This is a genomic window from Zoogloea sp. LCSB751 (assembly GCF_002028455.1).
Taxonomy (GTDB): Bacteria; Pseudomonadota; Gammaproteobacteria; order Burkholderiales; family Rhodocyclaceae; genus Zoogloea.
Genome location: NZ_MWUM01000005.1, coordinates 247,817 through 264,357 on the forward strand (window position 1 = coordinate 247,817; position 16,541 = coordinate 264,357).

Consider the following 16,541-nt stretch of genomic DNA (forward strand, 5'->3'; position numbering starts at 1 on the left):
TCGGGACGGTATCAGGCCCGTCCCACAATGAATACCCCAGCGCAGATCAAGGCAACGCCCGCCACGCGCTGCAGAGACACGCCCTCCCCCAGCACCGCACCAATTACAACAGAAAGGGCAAAACCGAACCCCACCAGCGGATAGGCCTTACTGACCTCCCACCTGGAGAGGACCGCTAACCAAACCACCGCACCTAATCCGTACAGAAGAAAACCGCCAAGAATGGACAGGTTCGAGAAAACTGTTACCAGGGTTTTGGGACCGATCGATTGGGCTAACGCGTCCCTGACCTCGGTGCTCGACATGCCCGCCTTGAGGCAAAACTGGGCAATCACCGACAACAGGATGCTGAACAACGCCGTCGCCATTATCTTCACAGGCAGCCCCCCAGGGACAGGAAGCGGGCGAGCATCACCGTAACGATCATCCCGAGCACGGTCAGGCAGCTGCCCCTGTCCCGAACTGCATATACCACGGGATCATCGTGCATCTCGCCACGCGATGTCTTGATCCACAGGCGGCCTAGCCAGTAAATCAGACCAACAGCCACGAACCACAAGATCTGCGGCGCGGCATAGCGGGCCACGGTTTCCGCAGCACTGATGAACAAGCCAAACACTACAACGGCTGCCACCGAAGCGCCAACGCCAAGAGGCCACAGCACGGCTAGATCCGCGACCCGATAATCACGTCCCTGTACTGCCGTTCTCCCCAGTTGGCCGCTCACAACCAGTTCGGAACAGCGCTTGACCAGTGCCAGGCTCAAGAAGATGAACACGGAAAAGGCCAGCAACCACGGACTGACAGCGACCTTCACGGCAATGGCCCCCGCAAAGATGCGCAAGGTATAAAGCAGGGATAACACAATCACGTCGAGCAACACATAACGCTTAAGAACCCAGCTATACATGCTTGTCGTGACGAGGTAGAGCAGCAGCATCGCCAAAAAGGCCGGAGACAAAGCCACCGCGAGCCCCAGGCCGGCTACCAGCAGCACCAGTGCAACGCCCACACCATGAGTGATCGGTAACCTGGCACTGGCAAAGGGGCGCTTGGACTTGCGTAGGTGTCCCCTGTCGTTCTCCAAGTCAAGCAGATCGTTGCCGATGTACGTTGCTGACGCGGTCAGGGATAAGGCTAGGAAGGCCACAGTCATGGCAATGAGCTGTTCCGGGGACGGCACGGGAAACGCCGTCAGCAGCGGCACAAACAACAGCAGATTCTTGATCCACTGGTGGACCCTCATGGCGCGCAGCCAATCCGCCAGACGTCGCTCCTGATTCGGAAACTCCCGCTCGACCCGACCATCCCTTTTCACAGAACGTGCAACATCAGGAGCCACCCCGACCAAGACTGCAGCGTCGGCAGATGCCCATATCGGCAGATCGGCACTACTATCTCCCGCGTACACAAAGTGCTCCCCCACTGCATCACGGATCGCGTCGAGCTTGGCAAGCCCCTTCAGATTGCGTGTCCGGTCGCTGGCCAGAACCTCGTCGAAGACCCCCAGATGACGCGCCACCGCATCCGCGATATCCCGGTGGGCAGCGGTGGCCAGAATGATCTTTCGTCCCTTGGCTTTCTCATCCCGTAAGAAAGCCAGCAACGCTTCCCGGTACGGCAAATGCTCCGGAGCCAGGCTCGTTCGGCAAGCGACAGCATCCTTGAACGCAGACCGCCCGGCAAACAACCACAACGGCAGGCTCAACATGTGCAAGGGTGAACGCTTGACGAGCTGGATAACCGACTCGACCAGCGTATCGGTCGGCGTCAAGGTGCCGTCGAGATCGACGACCAGTGGGGCTGAAATTGAATTATCCGAAGACATTTGTGTAGATACCGGAGGGTGCCCCCTCATCCCGAAGGGATTGCGTTTAGTGGCACGAAAAAGCCTTCGAATTATACGTACGTACTTATTGACTGCTTATGAAACTTGACACGGCCAATGACCGCATCCTAGATGAGATTGGCTCTTCCGGGCCAGAGAGCGCCAGCCGACGAAACCAAGGCGTCAACCAGTGCAATCCTCGCCAAACAACCGCTCCAAGCTTTCCGGGTCGGCGCCGCTGACGCGGACCCGCTTGCTGCGCGAGGTGTCGCCGCTGACCAGTTCTACGGATGCCTTGGGCACTCCACAGGTCTTGGCCAGAAAGGCGATCAGGGCCGCGTTGGCCTTGCCGTCCACCGGCGGTGCGGCGAGGCGGATCTTGAGGGCTTCGCCGTACAGGCCGGCGAATTCGGTCTTCTTGGCGCCGGGCTGGATGTGCAGCGTCAGGATCACGCTGCCGTCGGCAGCCCGGCTCAGCCAGTTCATGGCTCAGGCCAGCCCGATCAGCATGTACTTGCCCATCGCCAGCGCGCTGAGCAGCACCTGGAGGATGAGCAGCAGCGCAATCGGCGTCAGGTCCACCCCGCCAATGGCCGGAATGATGCGCCGGAACGGACGCAGGAAGGGCTCGGCCAGTGCATTGATGACGCCCGCCATCGGCGCATACGGATTGACCCACGACAGGATGGCCGACATCAGCACCACGCCCATCAGCAGGTACAACGCCGCCTTGAGGGTCTCGAGCAGGCCGACACCCCACATCACCACCAGCAGGCTGAGGGGGTCGGCCAGGCCGAGGATGCCACGTACCCACAGGGTGACGAAGACCACCAGGGTCTGCACGATCCAGGCCGGCAGCAGGCTGGCCATATCCAGCCCGAACAGGCCCGGAATGAAGCGGCGCAGCGGCACCACCACCCAGTCGGTGGTGGCCAGCACGAAGTTGCCGATAGGGTTGCGGAAGGAAATCCGCTGCCACTGCATCACGAAGCGCGCCAGCAGCACGCCGGAAAGCAGACTGCCGAGGGTTTCGACGATGGTCAGGAACAGGTTTCCGAGCATGGCCGGCTCCGTCTCAATCGCGGCCGAGCTGTTCGCCCAGCTCACGGCCACGCGCCTCGGCGGCGGCCACCGCACGGGTCACGATGGCCGGAAAGCCGTCGGCGGCGAAGGAGGCCAGCGCCGCGGCGGTGGTGCCGCCCTTGGAGGTGACACGCTCGCGCAGCACCGCTGGGGATTCGTCGCTGCCGGCCGCCAGCCTGGCGGCGCCGAGCACGGTGTCGATGGCCAGCTTACGGGCGGTGTCGGCGTCGAAACCGAGGGATTCGCCAGCCGCCTGCAGGCATTCGATGAAGTGGAAGACATAGGCCGGACCGCTGCCGGACACCGCGGTGACGCCGTCGATCTGCGCCTCGTCGGCCACCCATACCACGCTGCCGACCGCCGACAGCACCTTGGCAGCCGCATCGCGGCCTTCCGCGCTGACCGACGGGTCGGCAAACAGGCCGGTGATGCCGGCGCCGATCAGGGCCGGCGTGTTGGGCATCGCCCGCACCAGCGTGTGGTAATCACCCAGCCAGCGGCCGATGTCGGTCAGGCGCAGGCCGGCGGCGATGCTCACCACTACCTGCGTGGTCAGACGGCCGGCGATCGGTGCCACCGCGGCCTTCAACTGCTGCGGCTTGACTGCCAGCACCAGCACGTCGCAGGCCAGGGCCTGATCGTCGAGGGATTCGACGGCACGCACGCCGAAGACGGTCTCGAGCTTGGCGCGGCCCTCGGCCGACAGTTCGACGGCCTGCACGTCCGCCGCCTTGAAACCCTGCTTGACCAGGCCGCCGATCAGGGCCGCCGCCATGTTGCCGCCACCCAGGAAGGTGATTTTCATCGGATTCTTTCCGTCAGTTGGATTCGTAGAGGGTGAGTCAGGCGCGCGATCCGAAGATCGCTGTGCCCACGCGGACCATCGTCGAACCTTCGGCGATCGCCGCCTCCAGGTCGTCGGACATGCCCATCGACAAGGTATCGAGACCGTAGCCGGCCCCGTTGAGTTCATCGCGCAGGGCCCGCAGGCTGGCAAAACGTGCCCGCTGCACGGCTACGTCGGGGGTCGGTTCGGGGATCGCCATCAGGCCGCGCAGGCACAGGCGCGGCAGCGCGGCCACGGCTTCAGCCAGTTCCGGCAGCTCGGCCGGCGCCACGCCGCTCTTGCTGTCCTCGCCGCTGACATTGACCTGGATGCACACGTTGAGCGGCGGCAGATGCACGTCGCGTTGTTCGGACAGGCGTTCGGCGATCTTCAGCCGGTCGATGGAATGCACCCACGCGAAATGGTTGGCTACCAGCCGCGTCTTGTTGCTCTGCAGCGGGCCGATGAAATGCCATTCGAGACCAAGGCCGGCCAGCGCCTCGACCTTGGTCACGCCTTCCTGCACGTAGTTCTCGCCAAACGCTTGCTGCCCTGCTGCTGCGGCCTCGCGTACGCTGTCGGCCGGCCAGGTCTTGCTCACTGCCAACAGGCGGACTTCCGCGGGCTGACGCCCCGCCGCCTGCGCGGCCGCGGCAATGCGCATGGCAAGGTTTTGAAGGCGGCCGGAAATGCCTGACTTATAATCTTCCAAAGCTTGAATCTGGGCTAAAGAGGCCGTTGAGTATAGCATCGGCCTTGGCGGTGCCCGTTTTGCACGCTTATTCCCCATTACCCGTAATCCTGCAGCCCGCTGCGAGTCGCCACGATGGACATCACCGAACTGCTTGCTTTCACCGTCAAGAACAAGGCATCCGACCTGCATCTCTCGGCCGGCCTGCCGCCGATGATCCGCGTGCATGGCGACGTGCGCCGGATCAACCTGCCCGCGCTGGTGCACAAGGACGTCCACGGCATGGTGTACGACATCATGAACGACGCCCAGCGCAAGCAATACGAGGAACAGTTCGAAACCGACTTCTCCTTCGAGATCCCCAACCTGGCGCGCTTCCGGGTCAATGCCTTCAACCAGAACCGGGGCGCAGCCGCGGTGTTCCGGGTCATTCCGTCCAAGGTGCTGACCCTCGACGAACTCAACTGCCCGAAGATCTTCAAGGACATCTCCACCCAGCCGCGCGGCATCGTGCTGGTCACCGGCCCGACGGGTTCGGGCAAGTCCACGACGCTGGCGGCAATGGTCGATTACGTCAATGAGAACGAATACGGCCACATCCTGACCATCGAAGATCCGATCGAATTCGTACATGAATCCAAGCGCTGCCTGATCAACCAGCGGGAAGTCATGCGCGATACCCATTCCTTCAACGCAGCGCTGCGCTCGGCCCTGCGGGAGGATCCGGACGTCGTGCTGGTGGGCGAAATGCGCGACCTGGAAACCATCCGCCTGGCCCTGACTGCAGCCGAAACCGGCCACCTGGTGTTCGGCACGCTGCACACCTCGTCGGCCGCCAAGACCATCGACCGTATCGTGGACGTCTTCCCGGCCGCCGAGAAGGAGATGGTCCGCGCGATGATGTCGGAGTCCCTGCGTGCAGTGATTTCGCAAACCCTGCTGAAAACCAAGGACGGCACCGGCCGGGTCGCCGCCCACGAGATCATGATCGGCACCCCGGCCATCCGTAACCTGATCCGCGAGAACAAGGTCGCGCAGATGTACTCGGCGATCCAGACCGGCCAGAACGTCGGGATGCAGACCCTCGACCAATGCCTGGCCGACATGGTGCGGCGCAACATCGTATCGGGCTCAGAAGCCCGCCTGCGAGCCCAGAACAAGGACAGCTTCCCGGCCTGAACGCCCGGGCCGCCCCGACAACCGCAACCGCCGGCCGCGCCGGTGACAGGAACGCACCATGGAACGCGATCAGGCACTCAAGTTCATGCACGACCTGCTGCGGCTGATGCTGCAGAAGAATGGCTCCGACCTCTTCATCACGGCGGGCTTCCCGCCGGCGATCAAGATCGACGGCAAGATCGTTCCGCAGTCGAATCAGCAACTCACCCACACCCACACCATGGAACTGGCGCGGGTGATCATGAGCGACCGCCAGGCCCAGGAATTCGAAGCCACCAAGGAGTGCAACTTCGCGATTTCCCCGGCAGGCATCGGCCGCTTCCGCGCCAACGCCTTCATCCAGCAGGGCCAGGTGGGCATGGTGCTGCGGACCATCCCGCAGAAGATCCCGACCTTCGACGACCTCGGCCTGCCGCCGGTACTGAAGGACATCACCATGTCCAAGCGCGGCCTGGTGATCTTCGTCGGCGGCACCGGCACCGGCAAGACGACCTCGCTGGCGGCGATGGTGGACTACCGCAACGAGAAGAGCTACGGCCACATCATCACCGTCGAAGACCCGATCGAGTTCGTCCACGCCCACAAGAACTGCATCGTCACCCAGCGGGAGGTCGGTATCGATACCGAATCCTGGGAGCCGGCCCTGAAGAACACGCTGCGCCAGGCCCCGGACGTGATCCTGATGGGCGAGATCCGCGACCGGGAGACGATGGACTACGCCATCGCCTTCGCCGAAACCGGCCACCTGTGTCTGGCCACGCTGCACGCCAACAGCGCCAACCAGGCCATCGACCGGATCGTCAACTTCTTCCCCGAAGAACGCCGCCACCAGTTGCTGATGGACCTGTCCCTCAACCTGCGGGCGCTGATCTCCCAGCGCCTGCTGCCAATGTGCGACCGCAAGGGCCGCGTGCCGGCGGTTGAGGTGATGCTCAACTCGCCGCTGATCTCCGATCTGATCTTCAAGGGAGAGATCCCGGGCATCAAGGAAGTGATGAAGCGCTCCAGCGAACTGGGCATGCAGACCTTCGACCAGAGCCTCTTCGACCTCTACGAGAAGGGCCTGATCAGCTACGAGGACGCCCTGCGCAACGCCGACTCGATGAACGATCTGCGCCTGCAGATCAAGCTGAAGAGCCGCCGCGGCGACCGGGATATGCTCTCCGGCATCCAGAACCTCGACATCGTCTAAACGGGGGCATAAAGCTACTGCGCGCTCCGATCCTGCGACTGCGATGCTCGCCGTACTCTTGTACGGCTGTGCTTCTCGTCGCAGCCTCGAAGCGCTCGCTACGCTTTCTGCCCCCGTTCGGCTGCTTGTAGTTCGAGAGGTTTAGTTTTCTGATTCCGCCGGCTTGGGTTTGCGGGCGGAGCCGGCGATCATCAGGTATTCGAACAGGCGGCATTCGATGGCGCCGTTGAACAGCGGGGTGCGCTTGCTGGCCTTGAGGCGGACGCCCTTCGGCAGGGCCGGGTCGCCGGTGAAGAAGTAGCAGCGCCAGCCGGTCCAGTTGGCCTTCAGCGCGTCGCCGAGCTTGGGGTAGAAGGCCTCCAGTTCAGCGGTGTCCGATAGCCGCACACCGTAGGGCGGGTTGGCGACCAGCACGCCGGACGCTGCCGGGGCCTTGAGCTGGAGCAGATCGGCGCGCCCCACGTCCACGCAGCCCTCCAGGCCGGCACTGCGCAGGTTCACGTAGGCCTTGCGCTGCTGGGACTCGAGGATGTCCGAACCGTAGATGTTCAGCTTGCGCGGTGGCTTACGGCGCGCCTCGGCAGCCTTGCGGATCGGCAGCCAGGTATCGCGCTCATAGTGCTTGAAGCGCTCGAAGGCGAAATGCCGACCGAGGCCCGGCGCCACGTCGAGGGCCATCTGGGCCGCCTCGATGAGGAAGGTGCCACTGCCGCACATCGGGTCGCACAAGGCCTCCTCGCCCGGCGTCCAGCCAGTCAGGCGCAGGATGCCGGCGGCCAGGTTCTCCTTCAGCGGCGCCTCCACCGCAGCCTGCTTGAAGCCGCGCTTGTAGAGCGGATCGCCGGAAGTGTCCAGATACAGCGTCACCGTATCCGCCGACAGGAAGGCATGGATGCGGATGTCCGGCGTCTGGGTGTCCACGTCCGGGCGCCGCCCGGCGACGGTGCGGAAATGGTCGCACACCGCGTCCTTGATCTTCAGCGTCGTGAATTCCAGGCTGCGCAGCGGCGACTTGTGGGCGGTGACGAACACGCGGATGGTCTGGTCGGGCGTAAACCAGCGCGCCCAGGTCGGCGCGTAAGCGATGCGGTACACGTCCTCCTCGCTGCGATAACGGCCCATGCTGATCTGCCACAGCACACGGGTCGCCAGGCGGCTCTCCAGGTTGGCGCGATAGCACAGGGCCCAGTCGCCGGAGAACTGCACGCCGCCGGGAATGGCCTTCGCGTCGGTTGCGCCAAGGGCACGGAGTTCATCGGCGAGGAGCGACTCAAGGCCGCGAGGACAAGGGGCAAAGAAATTCAAGATTGCAATCCGTTCGGAAAATCAAAAAGGCTTCAGGACAACAAGGAAGACCACCACGAACAGCACCAGCACCGGCACTTCGTTGAAGAAGCGGTACCACACGTGGCTGCGCGTATTACGCCCGTCGGCGAAGGCGCGGATCAGACGGCCGCAATACAGGTGATAGGCGATCAGCAGCGTCACCAACGCGGTCTTGGCATGCAGCCAGCCACCGGCCAGGCCGAAGCCGAACCACAGCCACATGCCCAGGCCAACGGCCAGGATGCCCAGCGGCGTCATGAAACGGTAGAGCTTGCTCTCCATCAGCGCCAGGCGCTCGACCGTGGCCTTGTCGGTCACCATCGCGTGATTGACGAACAGGCGCGGCAGGTAGAACAGGCCGGCAAACCAGCTGATGACGAAGATGATGTGCAGGGCTTTGATACTCAGATAGAGCATGGCATGGACTCGAAGGGTGGAAGTGTTCAGGAAGTGGCCGCAGCGCGCGTCTGCAGCGCATCGGCCACCGTCGGATAACGCAGGCGGGCGCGCAGTTCCCGCTTGAGGCGATCGTTCTTCAAACGACGGGACTCGGCCATGAAGGAAAGCGTCATTTCCGACAGCCGGCCGGTCAGCTCGGCCCGCGGCAGGCGTGGCGGTCGCGGCAGACCGAGGGTGTCGGCGACGAGATCGAAATACTCTCCCATGCGCAGCGCGCTGTCGTCGCAGGCGTTGTAGACCCGGTTCGGCCCGCCGCGGAACAGGGCCAGCACCAGCAGGCGGGCCAGATCGTCAGCGTGAATGTGGTTGGTGAACACATCGTCTTCCGGCGCCAGTACCGGGTCGCCCTTCTGCAGCCGTGCCACCGGCAGACGCTCGGCGGCGTCGTAGATTCCCGGCGCCCGCAGGATACTCACACGGCATCCCGTGCGCTGCCCGAAGGCCCGCAAATGCCCTTCCGCCGCGACGCGTCGCAAGCCGCGCGGAGACGCCGCCCGCAGCGGCCGCGTCTCGTCGGCCCAGGCGCCGCCACAGTCTCCATATACACCGGTGGTACTAATATAGCTTAGCCGTCGTGGTAGACTTCCGCGATGCGCAAGGGCTGCAAGCAAACGTCGGGTACGCGGGTCGTCCCGCCCCGCGGCGGGCGGCGGGGCGCAATGCAATATGTAATCGGCAATACCGGCGAGTCGCGTCAGGCTGTCCGGCTGATCCAGATCGGCCACGATCGGCAACGCGCCCAGGGCCCGCAGCGCGGCGCCCTCCTCCGCCCGACGGACCACGGCACGCACGCGAAAACGCCTGACCAGCCACGGAATGATCCGGCGGGCCACGTCTCCGCTGCCGACAATCAGCACCTTCTTCATATTTCGACGTTTCATTAATCGATTATCTCACGGCCACCCATCATGTCGTTCCAGGTCACCCTCCAACCCAGCGGACTCCAGTATTCCGCCAACGCTGACGAAACCCTTCTCGAGGCTGCCCTCGCGGCCGGCCTGCTGCTCCCCTACAGTTGCCGCGACGGCGCCTGTGGCGTGTGCAAAAGCCAGGTCCTGTCCGGCGAGGTGGACCTCGGGCGTTATTCGGAGTCCACCCTGACCGCCGACGAGCGCGAGCGCGGCCTGACCCTGCTGTGCTGTGCCCAGCCCCGCTCCGACCTGAGCGTCGAGGTGCGCCAGGTGACCCGCGCCGGCGACATCCCGGTCAAGAAGCTGCCGTGCCGCGTGCAGAAGATCAGCCGTGCCGCAGCCGACGTGATCGTCCTCGAAATCAAGCTGCCGGCCAGCGAGAAGTTCCAGTTCGTCGCCGGCCAGTACATCGACTTCCTGCTCGCCGACGGCAAGCGACGCAGCTTCTCCATCGCAAACGCCCCGACCGGCGCCGATTTCCTCGAGCTGCACGTCCGCCTGGTGCCCGGTGGCCAGTTCACCACCCACGTCTTCGACAAGCTCAAGGAGAAGGACATCCTGCGCTTCGAAGGCCCGCTGGGCAGTTTCCGCCTGCAGGAAGGCTCGCCGAAGCCGGTCGTGCTGCTCGCCGGCGGTACCGGTTTCGCACCGATCAAGAGCATCGTCGAGAACGCCATCGCCAGCGGCCTCGCCCGCCCGATGACCCTCTACTGGGGCAGCCGCGATCTCGCCGGGCTGTACCAGCTCGACGTGGCCCGCGGCTGGGAAGAGCGTCTGCCCGGCTTCCGCTTCGTGCCGGTGCTCTCCGACGCCCCCGCCAGCGACAACTGGAGTGGCCGCACCGGCCTCGCCCATGCCGCGCTGATGGCCGACCTGCCGGACCTGTCCGGCCACGAAGTGTACGCCTGTGGCTCGCCGGCGATGATCGATACCGCCCGCAAGGACCTTACCGAGCGCTGCGGCCTGCCGGCGGAAGCCTTCTTTGCCGACGCCTTCAGTTTCTCGAACGACGCCAAGACGGCCTGAGCCCGCAACCGGAGCCCCGTGTCCATGAGCAATGCAGCGCTGATCACCCGCGAACCCGTCATCAACAAGCAGTACAAGATCACCGCCAACCGGCTGGTGGTCCACGCTGTATCGGTAACCCAGGCCGTGGAGGTGCTCGACGGCCTGGCCGACGTGTGGCCGGCAGCCCATCCGGTGTTCATCAGCCTGTACAAGCTGGTTCCGACTCCTGACCTGCTGGAGTGGATCGCGCCGTCCAATGCGATGATCGAAATCCCGACCCAGTCGATCGGCCATCCGCTGACGCTGCAGCTCATTCCCCAGCTGCAGTCCAACGGTGTCAGCCTCAACCTGACCTGGTATCAGCCCGACACGGTGCTGCCGCCGAATGTACCGTGGCGCTTCGTGATCATCGACGCCAAGCGTCAGCCCCTGCCCGCCGATCCGCCCGGGCTGTCCCTGGCCTGGGGCCTGCCCGACGTGCCCAGCTTCAAGGAAGCCGTCATCCAGGGCTACGATGGCGCGTCCGGCTGGTTCTTCCTGCGCGGCATCAAGACCGACGGCAAGCTGGCACCCTCCCATGCACAGATCGTCCGGCTGATGAACCTGGTGCGCAAGAATGCCGAAGTGAAGGACATCGAGACCGTCCTCAAGCAGGACGTGGCCCTGTCCTACAAGCTGCTGCGCTACATCAATTCGGCCGGCTTCGGGCTGATGTGCGAGATCCAGTCCTTCCGCCACGCGGTGACCATCCTCGGCTACGAAAAGCTCAACAAGTGGCTGTCGGTGCTGCTGGTCTCGGCCAGTCGCGACCCGTCCGCACCGGCCCTGATGCAGACCGCCATCGCGCGCGGACGCTTCATGGAAAAGATCGGCGCGGCCTTCTTCGAGAAGGGCGAACTGGACAACCTGTTCATCACCGGCGCCTTCTCGATGCTGCACCTGCTGCTCGGCGCCAGCCTGCAGTCGGCCCTCGACGAGATGCACCTGCCGGCCGGTATCGCCGACGCACTACTCGGTGGCGACGGCGTATATGCGCCCTTCCTCAAGCTGGCCTGCGCGCTGGAAGGTTTCGACGCAAAGAATCTGGCGGGCCAGGCGGAAGCACTCCACCTGTCGGCGGACCAGATCAACCGTGCCCACCTCGAAGCCCTGTCCTTCGCCGACAGCCTTCAGTTCGGCTGACAAGCACCCGCAAGACACCACCACCAACAACCGTCACACTCCGCGGCTAGATTCGCTCCATCGCAAAACTCTCGGGAGATTGCCATGGGAATCTACAGCCTTGTCCTCGCCTCGCCCCGCCAACCCAATGCACCGCGCCTGATGGCCCGCCATGTGGATCCATCCTGGCTGAAGCAGCGCGGCTATGAAATTGCACGCAGCCTCGGCGAGGCCGCCGCCGTGTGGACCGCCGAGGCCACAGCCGGCCGCCAGGGGCTGGCGCTGCACTGCCGCAGCGGCCATGCCCTGACCATCGAAACGGAATAAGAAACCGCCGCGGACCTCAGGGAAATACGCCCGACGGCGCGAATGCTCAGCGCCCGACGGGCAACAGGGTTCCCGGGTCAATGCCCTTTTCACGCAGGCGTGCTTGCGCGGCAAGGGCCTCCTTGCGGTCGGCGAACGGACCGACCACCACCCGGGTCTCCAGCTGGGATGGAATGCCGGCCTGGGCGAGTCGCGCACGCAGCGCCTCGGCGCTGGCCACGCTGGAAAACACACCGAATTCAAGCACGTAGGGCCGCTGCGCTGCGCTCTGCGCAGGGCTGGTGGCCACCTGCGCAACTGGAGCTGGGGCCACCGCACTGGCCGCCGGAAGCACCTGGCGCGGCGCGACCGCCCCCGAGGCAACCGGGGCTGCCGACACAGCCGGACGCGGCGCCTGGGATGCTGTCGCTGCGGCCGGCGCCGGGTGGGGCGCCTCCTGGACCACAGGCGGGCGTGGAATGACCTGCGCCGACGACGCTGCAGGCGCCACCGCAGGTGGCGGCAAAGGGGCCGCCGGTGCGCCGCTCTGCGTCGGTGGAGCAGAAGCCTGCCGGGGAGTCTGTACGTGCTGCGTCACGGCTCCCGCGGGTGATGCCGCGCCCCGGCTCCCTTCGCCGATCCGTCCGCTACGCATCGCCCGCGATGGCGCCTCGGTGTCGGCCGCCACGCCACCGCCGGGCAGCATCGGCGGTGCCGATTCCTCCTGGGGCGGTACAGCCTCAGGGGCCGTCGCCTCGCTCCCGGCGCGTACGACATCCGGCGGTGCATCACGGCCTACCTCAGGTGTCACTTGGGCGGGCGCAATGGGTCGGGTCGGCAACGGCGCCTCCGCCGGAGCCGGCGGACGGGACACGTAATCGAAGACCGCCAGCCCACCCAGCAGCGCGGTGATCAAACCCCCGGCCACGCCGGCGCGAACCCACAATTGCTTTCGCGGATCCTCTTCGCCCGCCCCATCATCGACTGCGTCGGTGCGGCGCTCCGTCATGATCCGCTCTCCGCCTTTGCCAGCGCACAGACCAGTTCGGCCTCGGCGACCGAAATTCCACAGTGTTCGGCAACCTGAACCGCGCTCATGCCCCGACCCGCCAACAACATGGCCTCCGAATGCTGCGGCGAAACCGGGCGGGTGTACTGGGTCCGCTCCCGCGCCGCCTGGGCGGCCTGTTGTTCGCTGCGGGCCTGCTCGCCAAGCTGGTCCACGTCATGGCGCATCACCGCCAGCTCGCGGCGCAGAAAATCACAGTCCGTGCGCAGGCGCGTCACATCCTGACGCAGTTGCTGGATTTCCAGCTCGTTGAGCAGGTCGCGAGATACCGCAGCCTCTTCCGGCCCCGGCTCGGACGCCACCGCAGAAGAACGCCCCACCGCATCGTCGGCGGTCTCGGACGGCTCCGGTGCCGCGGGCGGCTGCGTGCCACGCCGATGGCGGGCCAGGCGAAACAGCACCACCACCAGGTAAAGACTCAACACGGCAACCAGCGCCAGGATCGCCTCGCGCACACCGACATTGATCATCGCGCATGCTCCCTGGCAGCCCTGTCGTACCCGTCTGATTCAAACCCGATGCAGATAATGATCGTTCCCCTGATGGCGGCCGGCCTGCACGGCTGGCAATTGACGCTGCGATAATAGCCGCGCCGCCCTTCACCGACAATGCGAGAGCCCCCCGGCGCCCGCCTTTTCCGCATGTTCTACCTTAAAAAGCTCATTTCCACCTTGATCCTGCCCCCCCTCAGCCCCCTTTTGCTCATCGTGGCAGGGCTTTTGCTGCTGCGCCGCCACCCCCGTACCGGAAAGGCGCTGACCTGGGGCGGCTTGATCGCCGCCCTGTTGCTGGTCACGCCGCTCTCGGTTGCACCGCTGGTACGGAGTCTCGAAGGACACTTCATTCCACTCGACGAAGCGAAACTGCGCCAGGCCGACGCGATCGTCATTCTCGGAGGTGGCATGCGCGGCTACGCTCCCGAGTTCGGCGGCAAGACGGTCAATCGACTGACCCTCGAACGGCTGCGTTACGGCGCCCGGCTGGCCCGGCGCACGGGCCTGCCGGTCATGGTCAGCGGCGGCTCGCCCCGACCCTCACAAAAAGTGGCGGAAGCCGAGCTGATGAAAGCGGCCCTGGAGGAGGACTTCCGGACTCCCGTGAAGTGGACCGAGAGCCGATCGCGGGACACCCGCGAGAACGCCGACTTCTGCGCCGCTGCGCTGGTCCCCGCCGGCATCCGCCGCATCGTGCTGGTCACCCATGCGGCGCACATGCAGCGCTCGGTGGAAGCCTTCGAGCATGCCGGCTTTCAGGTCCTGCCGGCGCCGACCGCCTATCTCGCCGGCCCTGGCGGCGGTGACGATACCCCGATGGAGATGCCCAGCATGAACGCGGCCTATGCCGGCTGGTACGCCGTGCATGAATGGCTGGGCCTGCTGGCCTATCGACTCAGCCGTTGAAACGGGGCTTGCGTTTGCCGAGGAAGGCGTTGATGCCCTCATCGAAATCGGGCCGGGCGGCGCAACGGGCAAACGCCTCGGCTTCCAGCTGCAACTGGGCATCGAGGGAGTGGCAGGCCGACTGGTTAAGCAGGCGCTTCATTTCCGCGTAGGTCTCCCGCGGCCCGGCAACGATCCGCTGGACGAGCCCCGCCACGGCGTCGTCCAGCCCGCCCAACGGCACCACCTTGTTGACCACCCCCAGGCGCTGAGCCTCGGCGGCGTCGAAACGCTCGGCAAGCAGCAGCAGCTCAAAGGCCTTGTGGCGGCCGGCGATGCGCGGCAGCAACCAGGACACGCCGCCGTCGCCGCTCAGCGCGATGCTGGCGTAGGCGGTGGTGAAGTAAGCGCTGTCGGCCGCCAGCACCAGGTCGCAAGCCAGGGCCAGGGACAACCCGAAGCCGGCACAGGCCCCCTGCACGCGTGCGATCACCGGCACGGGCAGGTTGGCCAGAGCCTCGATGGACGGGTTGATGTGCTGCTCGATGGTGGCCCGGAAACTAGCCAGCCGGCTCTCGGGGGACAGATGCAGCTGGCTGGCGAAATCCTTCAGGTCGCCGCCGGCCATGAAATGCTCGCCGGCACCGGCGATCACCACCACCCGCAAGTCCGTGCGGCGGGCCAGCTGACCAGTCGTCTCCGACAGCGCAGCCATCATGTCGAAGGACAGGGCGTTGAGGGATGCCGGACGGTTGAGGGTCAGGCGTGCGACACCGGCATCGATGTCGAGCAGGATGGGCGCGGTCATGATCTCGTCCTCGCGATGGCATTTCGATGGAATCTTGGCAACCCCATTTTCCGCAAAAAAAAGACGACGGGAAGCGCTCCCGTCGTCTCCACCGGACTCGCCTAGAGCTTCTCGAAGACGCCGGCAGCGCCCATGCCGGTGCCGATGCACATGGAGATCATCCCATAGCGGGCCTGGGTACGCCGGAAGGCGCTCATCAGCGTCGCCGCACGGATCGCCCCGGTGGCGCCCAGCGGGTGGCCGAGGGCAATGGCGCCACCCTGCGGGTTGACCTTGGCCGGGTCGAGGTCGAGCTGTTTCATCACTGCCAGCGCCTGGGCCGCGAAGGCTTCGTTGAGTTCGATCCAGTCGAGGTCGCCCTTGCCGATACCCGCCGCCTTGAGGGCACGCGGAATCGCCTCGACCGGGCCGATGCCCATGATCTCCGGCGGCACGCCCGCCACCGAATAGCTGCAGAAGCGGGCGATCGGCGTGACGCCGTAGCGCTTCACCGCCGCCTCGGACATCAGCAGCACGGCGCCGGCGCCATCCGACATCTGGGAGCTGTTGCCGGCGGTCACCGAGCCTCTGACGGCGAACACCGGGCGCAGCTTGCCGAGGCTCTGCAGCGACGCATCGGCCCGTGGTCCTTCGTCGGTGTCGCAGATCCGCTCGACGACACGCACCGCGCCACCCTCGCCGGGCACGTGGGCACGTACGGTGTAGGGCGTGATCTCATCCCTGAACGCGCCAGCGGCAATCGCCGCGGCCGCCCGCTGGTTGGACTGCACCGCGAAGGCATCCTGCTCGTCGCGGCCGATCTGCCACTGCTGCGCGACCTTCTCGGCGGTGAGGCCCATGCCGAAGGCGATGCCCAGGTTCTCGTCCTTGGCGAAGATGGCTGGGTTGAGGGACACCTTGTTGCCCATCATCTGCGGCATCACGGTCATGCTCTCGGTGCCGGCAGCGATCATCACGTCGGCCTCGCCGAGGCGGATCCGCGCCGCAGCATCCGCCACCGCCTGCAAGCCGGACGAGCAGAAACGGTTGATGGTGATGCCCGGCACGGTGTTGGGCAGACCGGCCAGCAGCACGCCGATGCGCGCCACGTTCATGCCCTGCTCCGCTTCCGGCATCGCACAGCCGACGATCACATCCCCGATCTCATTGGCGTCCAGCCCCGGCACCTGGTCCACCACCGCGCGCAGCACGTGGGCCAGCATGTCGTCCGGCCGCACGTTGCGGAACATGCCGTTGCGCTTGGCCACCGGCGTGCGGGTGGCGGCGACGATGTAGGCGTCCTGAATCTGTTTGCTCATGGTTTCGTCTCCGTCCT

At 65.4% G+C, this 16,541-nt stretch carries 19 protein-coding genes; 6 read left to right on the forward strand and 13 right to left on the reverse strand.

Annotated elements, in window-relative coordinates:
- Positions 1–11: 11 nt before the first annotated feature.
- From B4920_RS08300 to B4920_RS08325, 6 genes are all read right to left on the reverse strand, one after another.
- A complete protein-coding gene (locus B4920_RS08300) occupies positions 12–356 on the reverse strand; it encodes a hypothetical protein (RefSeq protein ID WP_254050877.1) in 345 nt (114 codons plus the stop codon).
- Positions 357–373: 17 nt separating this feature from the next.
- Complete coding sequence (locus tag B4920_RS08305) at positions 374–1,828, reverse strand: UbiA family prenyltransferase (protein ID WP_079434147.1); 1,455 nt, start codon at positions 1,826–1,828, stop codon at positions 374–376.
- 183 nt (positions 1,829–2,011) lie between these two features.
- Complete coding sequence (locus tag B4920_RS08310; RefSeq protein ID WP_079434148.1) at positions 2,012–2,314, reverse strand: DUF167 family protein; 303 nt, start codon at positions 2,312–2,314, stop codon at positions 2,012–2,014.
- Between the two features lie 3 nt (positions 2,315–2,317).
- Positions 2,318–2,890, reverse strand: a complete 573-nt coding sequence (locus B4920_RS08315; RefSeq protein ID WP_079434149.1) for a YggT family protein — start codon at positions 2,888–2,890, stop codon at positions 2,318–2,320.
- Positions 2,891–2,903: 13 nt separating this feature from the next.
- Positions 2,904–3,716 (reverse strand): pyrroline-5-carboxylate reductase, encoded by an 813-nt coding sequence (proC, locus tag B4920_RS08320; RefSeq protein WP_079434150.1) that lies wholly within the window; start codon positions 3,714–3,716, stop codon positions 2,904–2,906.
- Between the two features lie 37 nt (positions 3,717–3,753).
- The gene (locus B4920_RS08325) at positions 3,754–4,401 is read right to left on the reverse strand and encodes a YggS family pyridoxal phosphate-dependent enzyme (RefSeq protein ID WP_254050878.1); all 648 of its coding nucleotides are present in this window, start codon (positions 4,399–4,401) and stop codon (positions 3,754–3,756) included.
- A 162-nt stretch (positions 4,402–4,563) separates the two neighbouring features.
- On the opposite strand from B4920_RS08325, the gene B4920_RS08330 reads away from it, so the two are divergent.
- Together B4920_RS08330 and B4920_RS08335 are read left to right on the forward strand one after the other, a co-directional pair.
- The gene (locus B4920_RS08330) at positions 4,564–5,607 is read left to right on the forward strand and encodes a type IV pilus twitching motility protein PilT (RefSeq protein ID WP_079434152.1); all 1,044 of its coding nucleotides are present in this window, start codon (positions 4,564–4,566) and stop codon (positions 5,605–5,607) included.
- A 58-nt stretch (positions 5,608–5,665) separates the two neighbouring features.
- Positions 5,666–6,799, forward strand: coding sequence for a PilT/PilU family type 4a pilus ATPase (locus B4920_RS08335; RefSeq protein WP_079434153.1), 1,134 nt, complete (start codon positions 5,666–5,668; stop codon positions 6,797–6,799).
- A gap of 141 nt (positions 6,800–6,940) precedes the next feature.
- On the opposite strand, the gene B4920_RS08340 is transcribed toward B4920_RS08335, so the two are convergent.
- Genes B4920_RS08340 through B4920_RS08350 form a run of 3 tightly spaced genes read right to left on the reverse strand, consistent with a single transcriptional unit; the run spans position 6,941 to position 9,450 of the window.
- On the reverse strand, positions 6,941–8,104 hold the full coding sequence (locus B4920_RS08340) for a class I SAM-dependent RNA methyltransferase (RefSeq protein ID WP_254050879.1): 1,164 nt from the start codon (positions 8,102–8,104) through the stop codon (positions 6,941–6,943).
- A gap of 21 nt (positions 8,105–8,125) precedes the next feature.
- Positions 8,126–8,542: a CopD family protein gene (locus B4920_RS08345; RefSeq protein ID WP_079434155.1), complete on the reverse strand. Its 417-nt coding sequence runs from the start codon at positions 8,540–8,542 to the stop codon at positions 8,126–8,128.
- 26 nt (positions 8,543–8,568) lie between these two features.
- Positions 8,569–9,450: an NAD(P)H-binding protein gene (locus B4920_RS08350; protein ID WP_079434156.1), complete on the reverse strand. Its 882-nt coding sequence runs from the start codon at positions 9,448–9,450 to the stop codon at positions 8,569–8,571.
- 42 nt (positions 9,451–9,492) lie between these two features.
- Between B4920_RS08350 and B4920_RS08355 the strand changes: the two genes are divergently transcribed.
- From B4920_RS08355 to B4920_RS08365, 3 genes are all read left to right on the forward strand, one after another.
- Positions 9,493–10,521 carry a CDP-6-deoxy-delta-3,4-glucoseen reductase gene (locus B4920_RS08355; RefSeq protein WP_079434157.1) on the forward strand — a complete coding sequence of 343 codons (1,029 nt, stop codon included), beginning with the start codon at positions 9,493–9,495 and terminating at the stop codon, positions 10,519–10,521.
- Positions 10,522–10,545: 24 nt separating this feature from the next.
- Positions 10,546–11,685 carry an EAL and HDOD domain-containing protein gene (locus B4920_RS08360; RefSeq protein WP_079434158.1) on the forward strand — a complete coding sequence of 380 codons (1,140 nt, stop codon included), beginning with the start codon at positions 10,546–10,548 and terminating at the stop codon, positions 11,683–11,685.
- Positions 11,686–11,769: 84 nt separating this feature from the next.
- A complete protein-coding gene (locus B4920_RS08365; protein WP_079434159.1) occupies positions 11,770–11,991 on the forward strand; it encodes a hypothetical protein in 222 nt (73 codons plus the stop codon).
- A 46-nt stretch (positions 11,992–12,037) separates the two neighbouring features.
- Here B4920_RS08365 and B4920_RS28400 read toward each other — a convergent pair whose 3' ends face one another.
- Together B4920_RS28400 and B4920_RS28725 are read right to left on the reverse strand one after the other, a co-directional pair.
- Entirely contained in the window at positions 12,038–12,979 is a 942-nt protein-coding gene (locus B4920_RS28400; RefSeq protein ID WP_088179415.1) for an SPOR domain-containing protein, read from the reverse strand.
- On the reverse strand, positions 12,976–13,509 hold the full coding sequence (locus B4920_RS28725) for a DUF2802 domain-containing protein (RefSeq protein WP_139379455.1): 534 nt from the start codon (positions 13,507–13,509) through the stop codon (positions 12,976–12,978). Before B4920_RS28725 ends, B4920_RS28400 begins: the two co-directional genes overlap by 4 nt.
- 171 nt (positions 13,510–13,680) lie before the next feature.
- Between B4920_RS28725 and B4920_RS08380 the strand changes: the two genes are divergently transcribed.
- Entirely contained in the window at positions 13,681–14,439 is a 759-nt protein-coding gene (locus B4920_RS08380; RefSeq protein ID WP_088179416.1) for a YdcF family protein, read from the forward strand.
- Here B4920_RS08380 and B4920_RS08385 read toward each other — a convergent pair.
- Positions 14,429–15,226: an enoyl-CoA hydratase gene (locus B4920_RS08385; RefSeq protein ID WP_079434162.1), complete on the reverse strand. Its 798-nt coding sequence runs from the start codon at positions 15,224–15,226 to the stop codon at positions 14,429–14,431. The two genes, B4920_RS08380 and B4920_RS08385, sit on opposite strands and share 11 nt — an antisense overlap.
- A 101-nt stretch (positions 15,227–15,327) precedes the next feature.
- Complete coding sequence (locus B4920_RS08390) at positions 15,328–16,524, reverse strand: acetyl-CoA C-acyltransferase (protein ID WP_079434163.1); 1,197 nt, start codon at positions 16,522–16,524, stop codon at positions 15,328–15,330.
- Positions 16,525–16,541: the final 17 nt, after the last annotated feature.

Excerpts from the sequence above, each read along its gene's own strand:
- B4920_RS08310 (WP_079434148.1), bottom strand. The coding sequence starts at position 2,314 with ATGAACTGGCTGAGCCGGGCTGCCGACGGCAGCGTGATCCTGACGCTG.
- B4920_RS08325 (WP_254050878.1), bottom strand. The coding sequence starts at position 4,401 with ATGCGCATTGCCGCGGCCGCGCAGGCGGCGGGGCGTCAGCCCGCGGAA.
- B4920_RS08315 (WP_079434149.1), bottom strand. The coding sequence starts at position 2,890 with ATGCTCGGAAACCTGTTCCTGACCATCGTCGAAACCCTCGGCAGTCTG.
- B4920_RS08390 (WP_079434163.1), bottom strand. The coding sequence starts at position 16,524 with ATGAGCAAACAGATTCAGGACGCCTACATCGTCGCCGCCACCCGCACG.
- B4920_RS08385 (WP_079434162.1), bottom strand. The coding sequence starts at position 15,226 with ATGACCGCGCCCATCCTGCTCGACATCGATGCCGGTGTCGCACGCCTG.
- B4920_RS28400 (WP_088179415.1), bottom strand. The coding sequence starts at position 12,979 with ATGACGGAGCGCCGCACCGACGCAGTCGATGATGGGGCGGGCGAAGAG.
- B4920_RS08380 (WP_088179416.1), top strand. The coding sequence starts at position 13,681 with ATGTTCTACCTTAAAAAGCTCATTTCCACCTTGATCCTGCCCCCCCTC.
- B4920_RS08335 (WP_079434153.1), top strand. The coding sequence starts at position 5,666 with ATGGAACGCGATCAGGCACTCAAGTTCATGCACGACCTGCTGCGGCTG.
- B4920_RS08355 (WP_079434157.1), top strand. The coding sequence starts at position 9,493 with ATGTCGTTCCAGGTCACCCTCCAACCCAGCGGACTCCAGTATTCCGCC.
- B4920_RS08360 (WP_079434158.1), top strand. The coding sequence starts at position 10,546 with ATGAGCAATGCAGCGCTGATCACCCGCGAACCCGTCATCAACAAGCAG.
- B4920_RS28725 (WP_139379455.1), bottom strand. The coding sequence starts at position 13,509 with ATGATCAATGTCGGTGTGCGCGAGGCGATCCTGGCGCTGGTTGCCGTG.
- B4920_RS08350 (WP_079434156.1), bottom strand. The coding sequence starts at position 9,450 with ATGAAGAAGGTGCTGATTGTCGGCAGCGGAGACGTGGCCCGCCGGATC.
- B4920_RS08365 (WP_079434159.1), top strand. The coding sequence starts at position 11,770 with ATGGGAATCTACAGCCTTGTCCTCGCCTCGCCCCGCCAACCCAATGCA.
- B4920_RS08330 (WP_079434152.1), top strand. The coding sequence starts at position 4,564 with ATGGACATCACCGAACTGCTTGCTTTCACCGTCAAGAACAAGGCATCC.
- B4920_RS08345 (WP_079434155.1), bottom strand. The coding sequence starts at position 8,542 with ATGCTCTATCTGAGTATCAAAGCCCTGCACATCATCTTCGTCATCAGC.
- B4920_RS08305 (WP_079434147.1), bottom strand. The coding sequence starts at position 1,828 with ATGTCTTCGGATAATTCAATTTCAGCCCCACTGGTCGTCGATCTCGAC.
- proC (WP_079434150.1), bottom strand. The coding sequence starts at position 3,716 with ATGAAAATCACCTTCCTGGGTGGCGGCAACATGGCGGCGGCCCTGATC.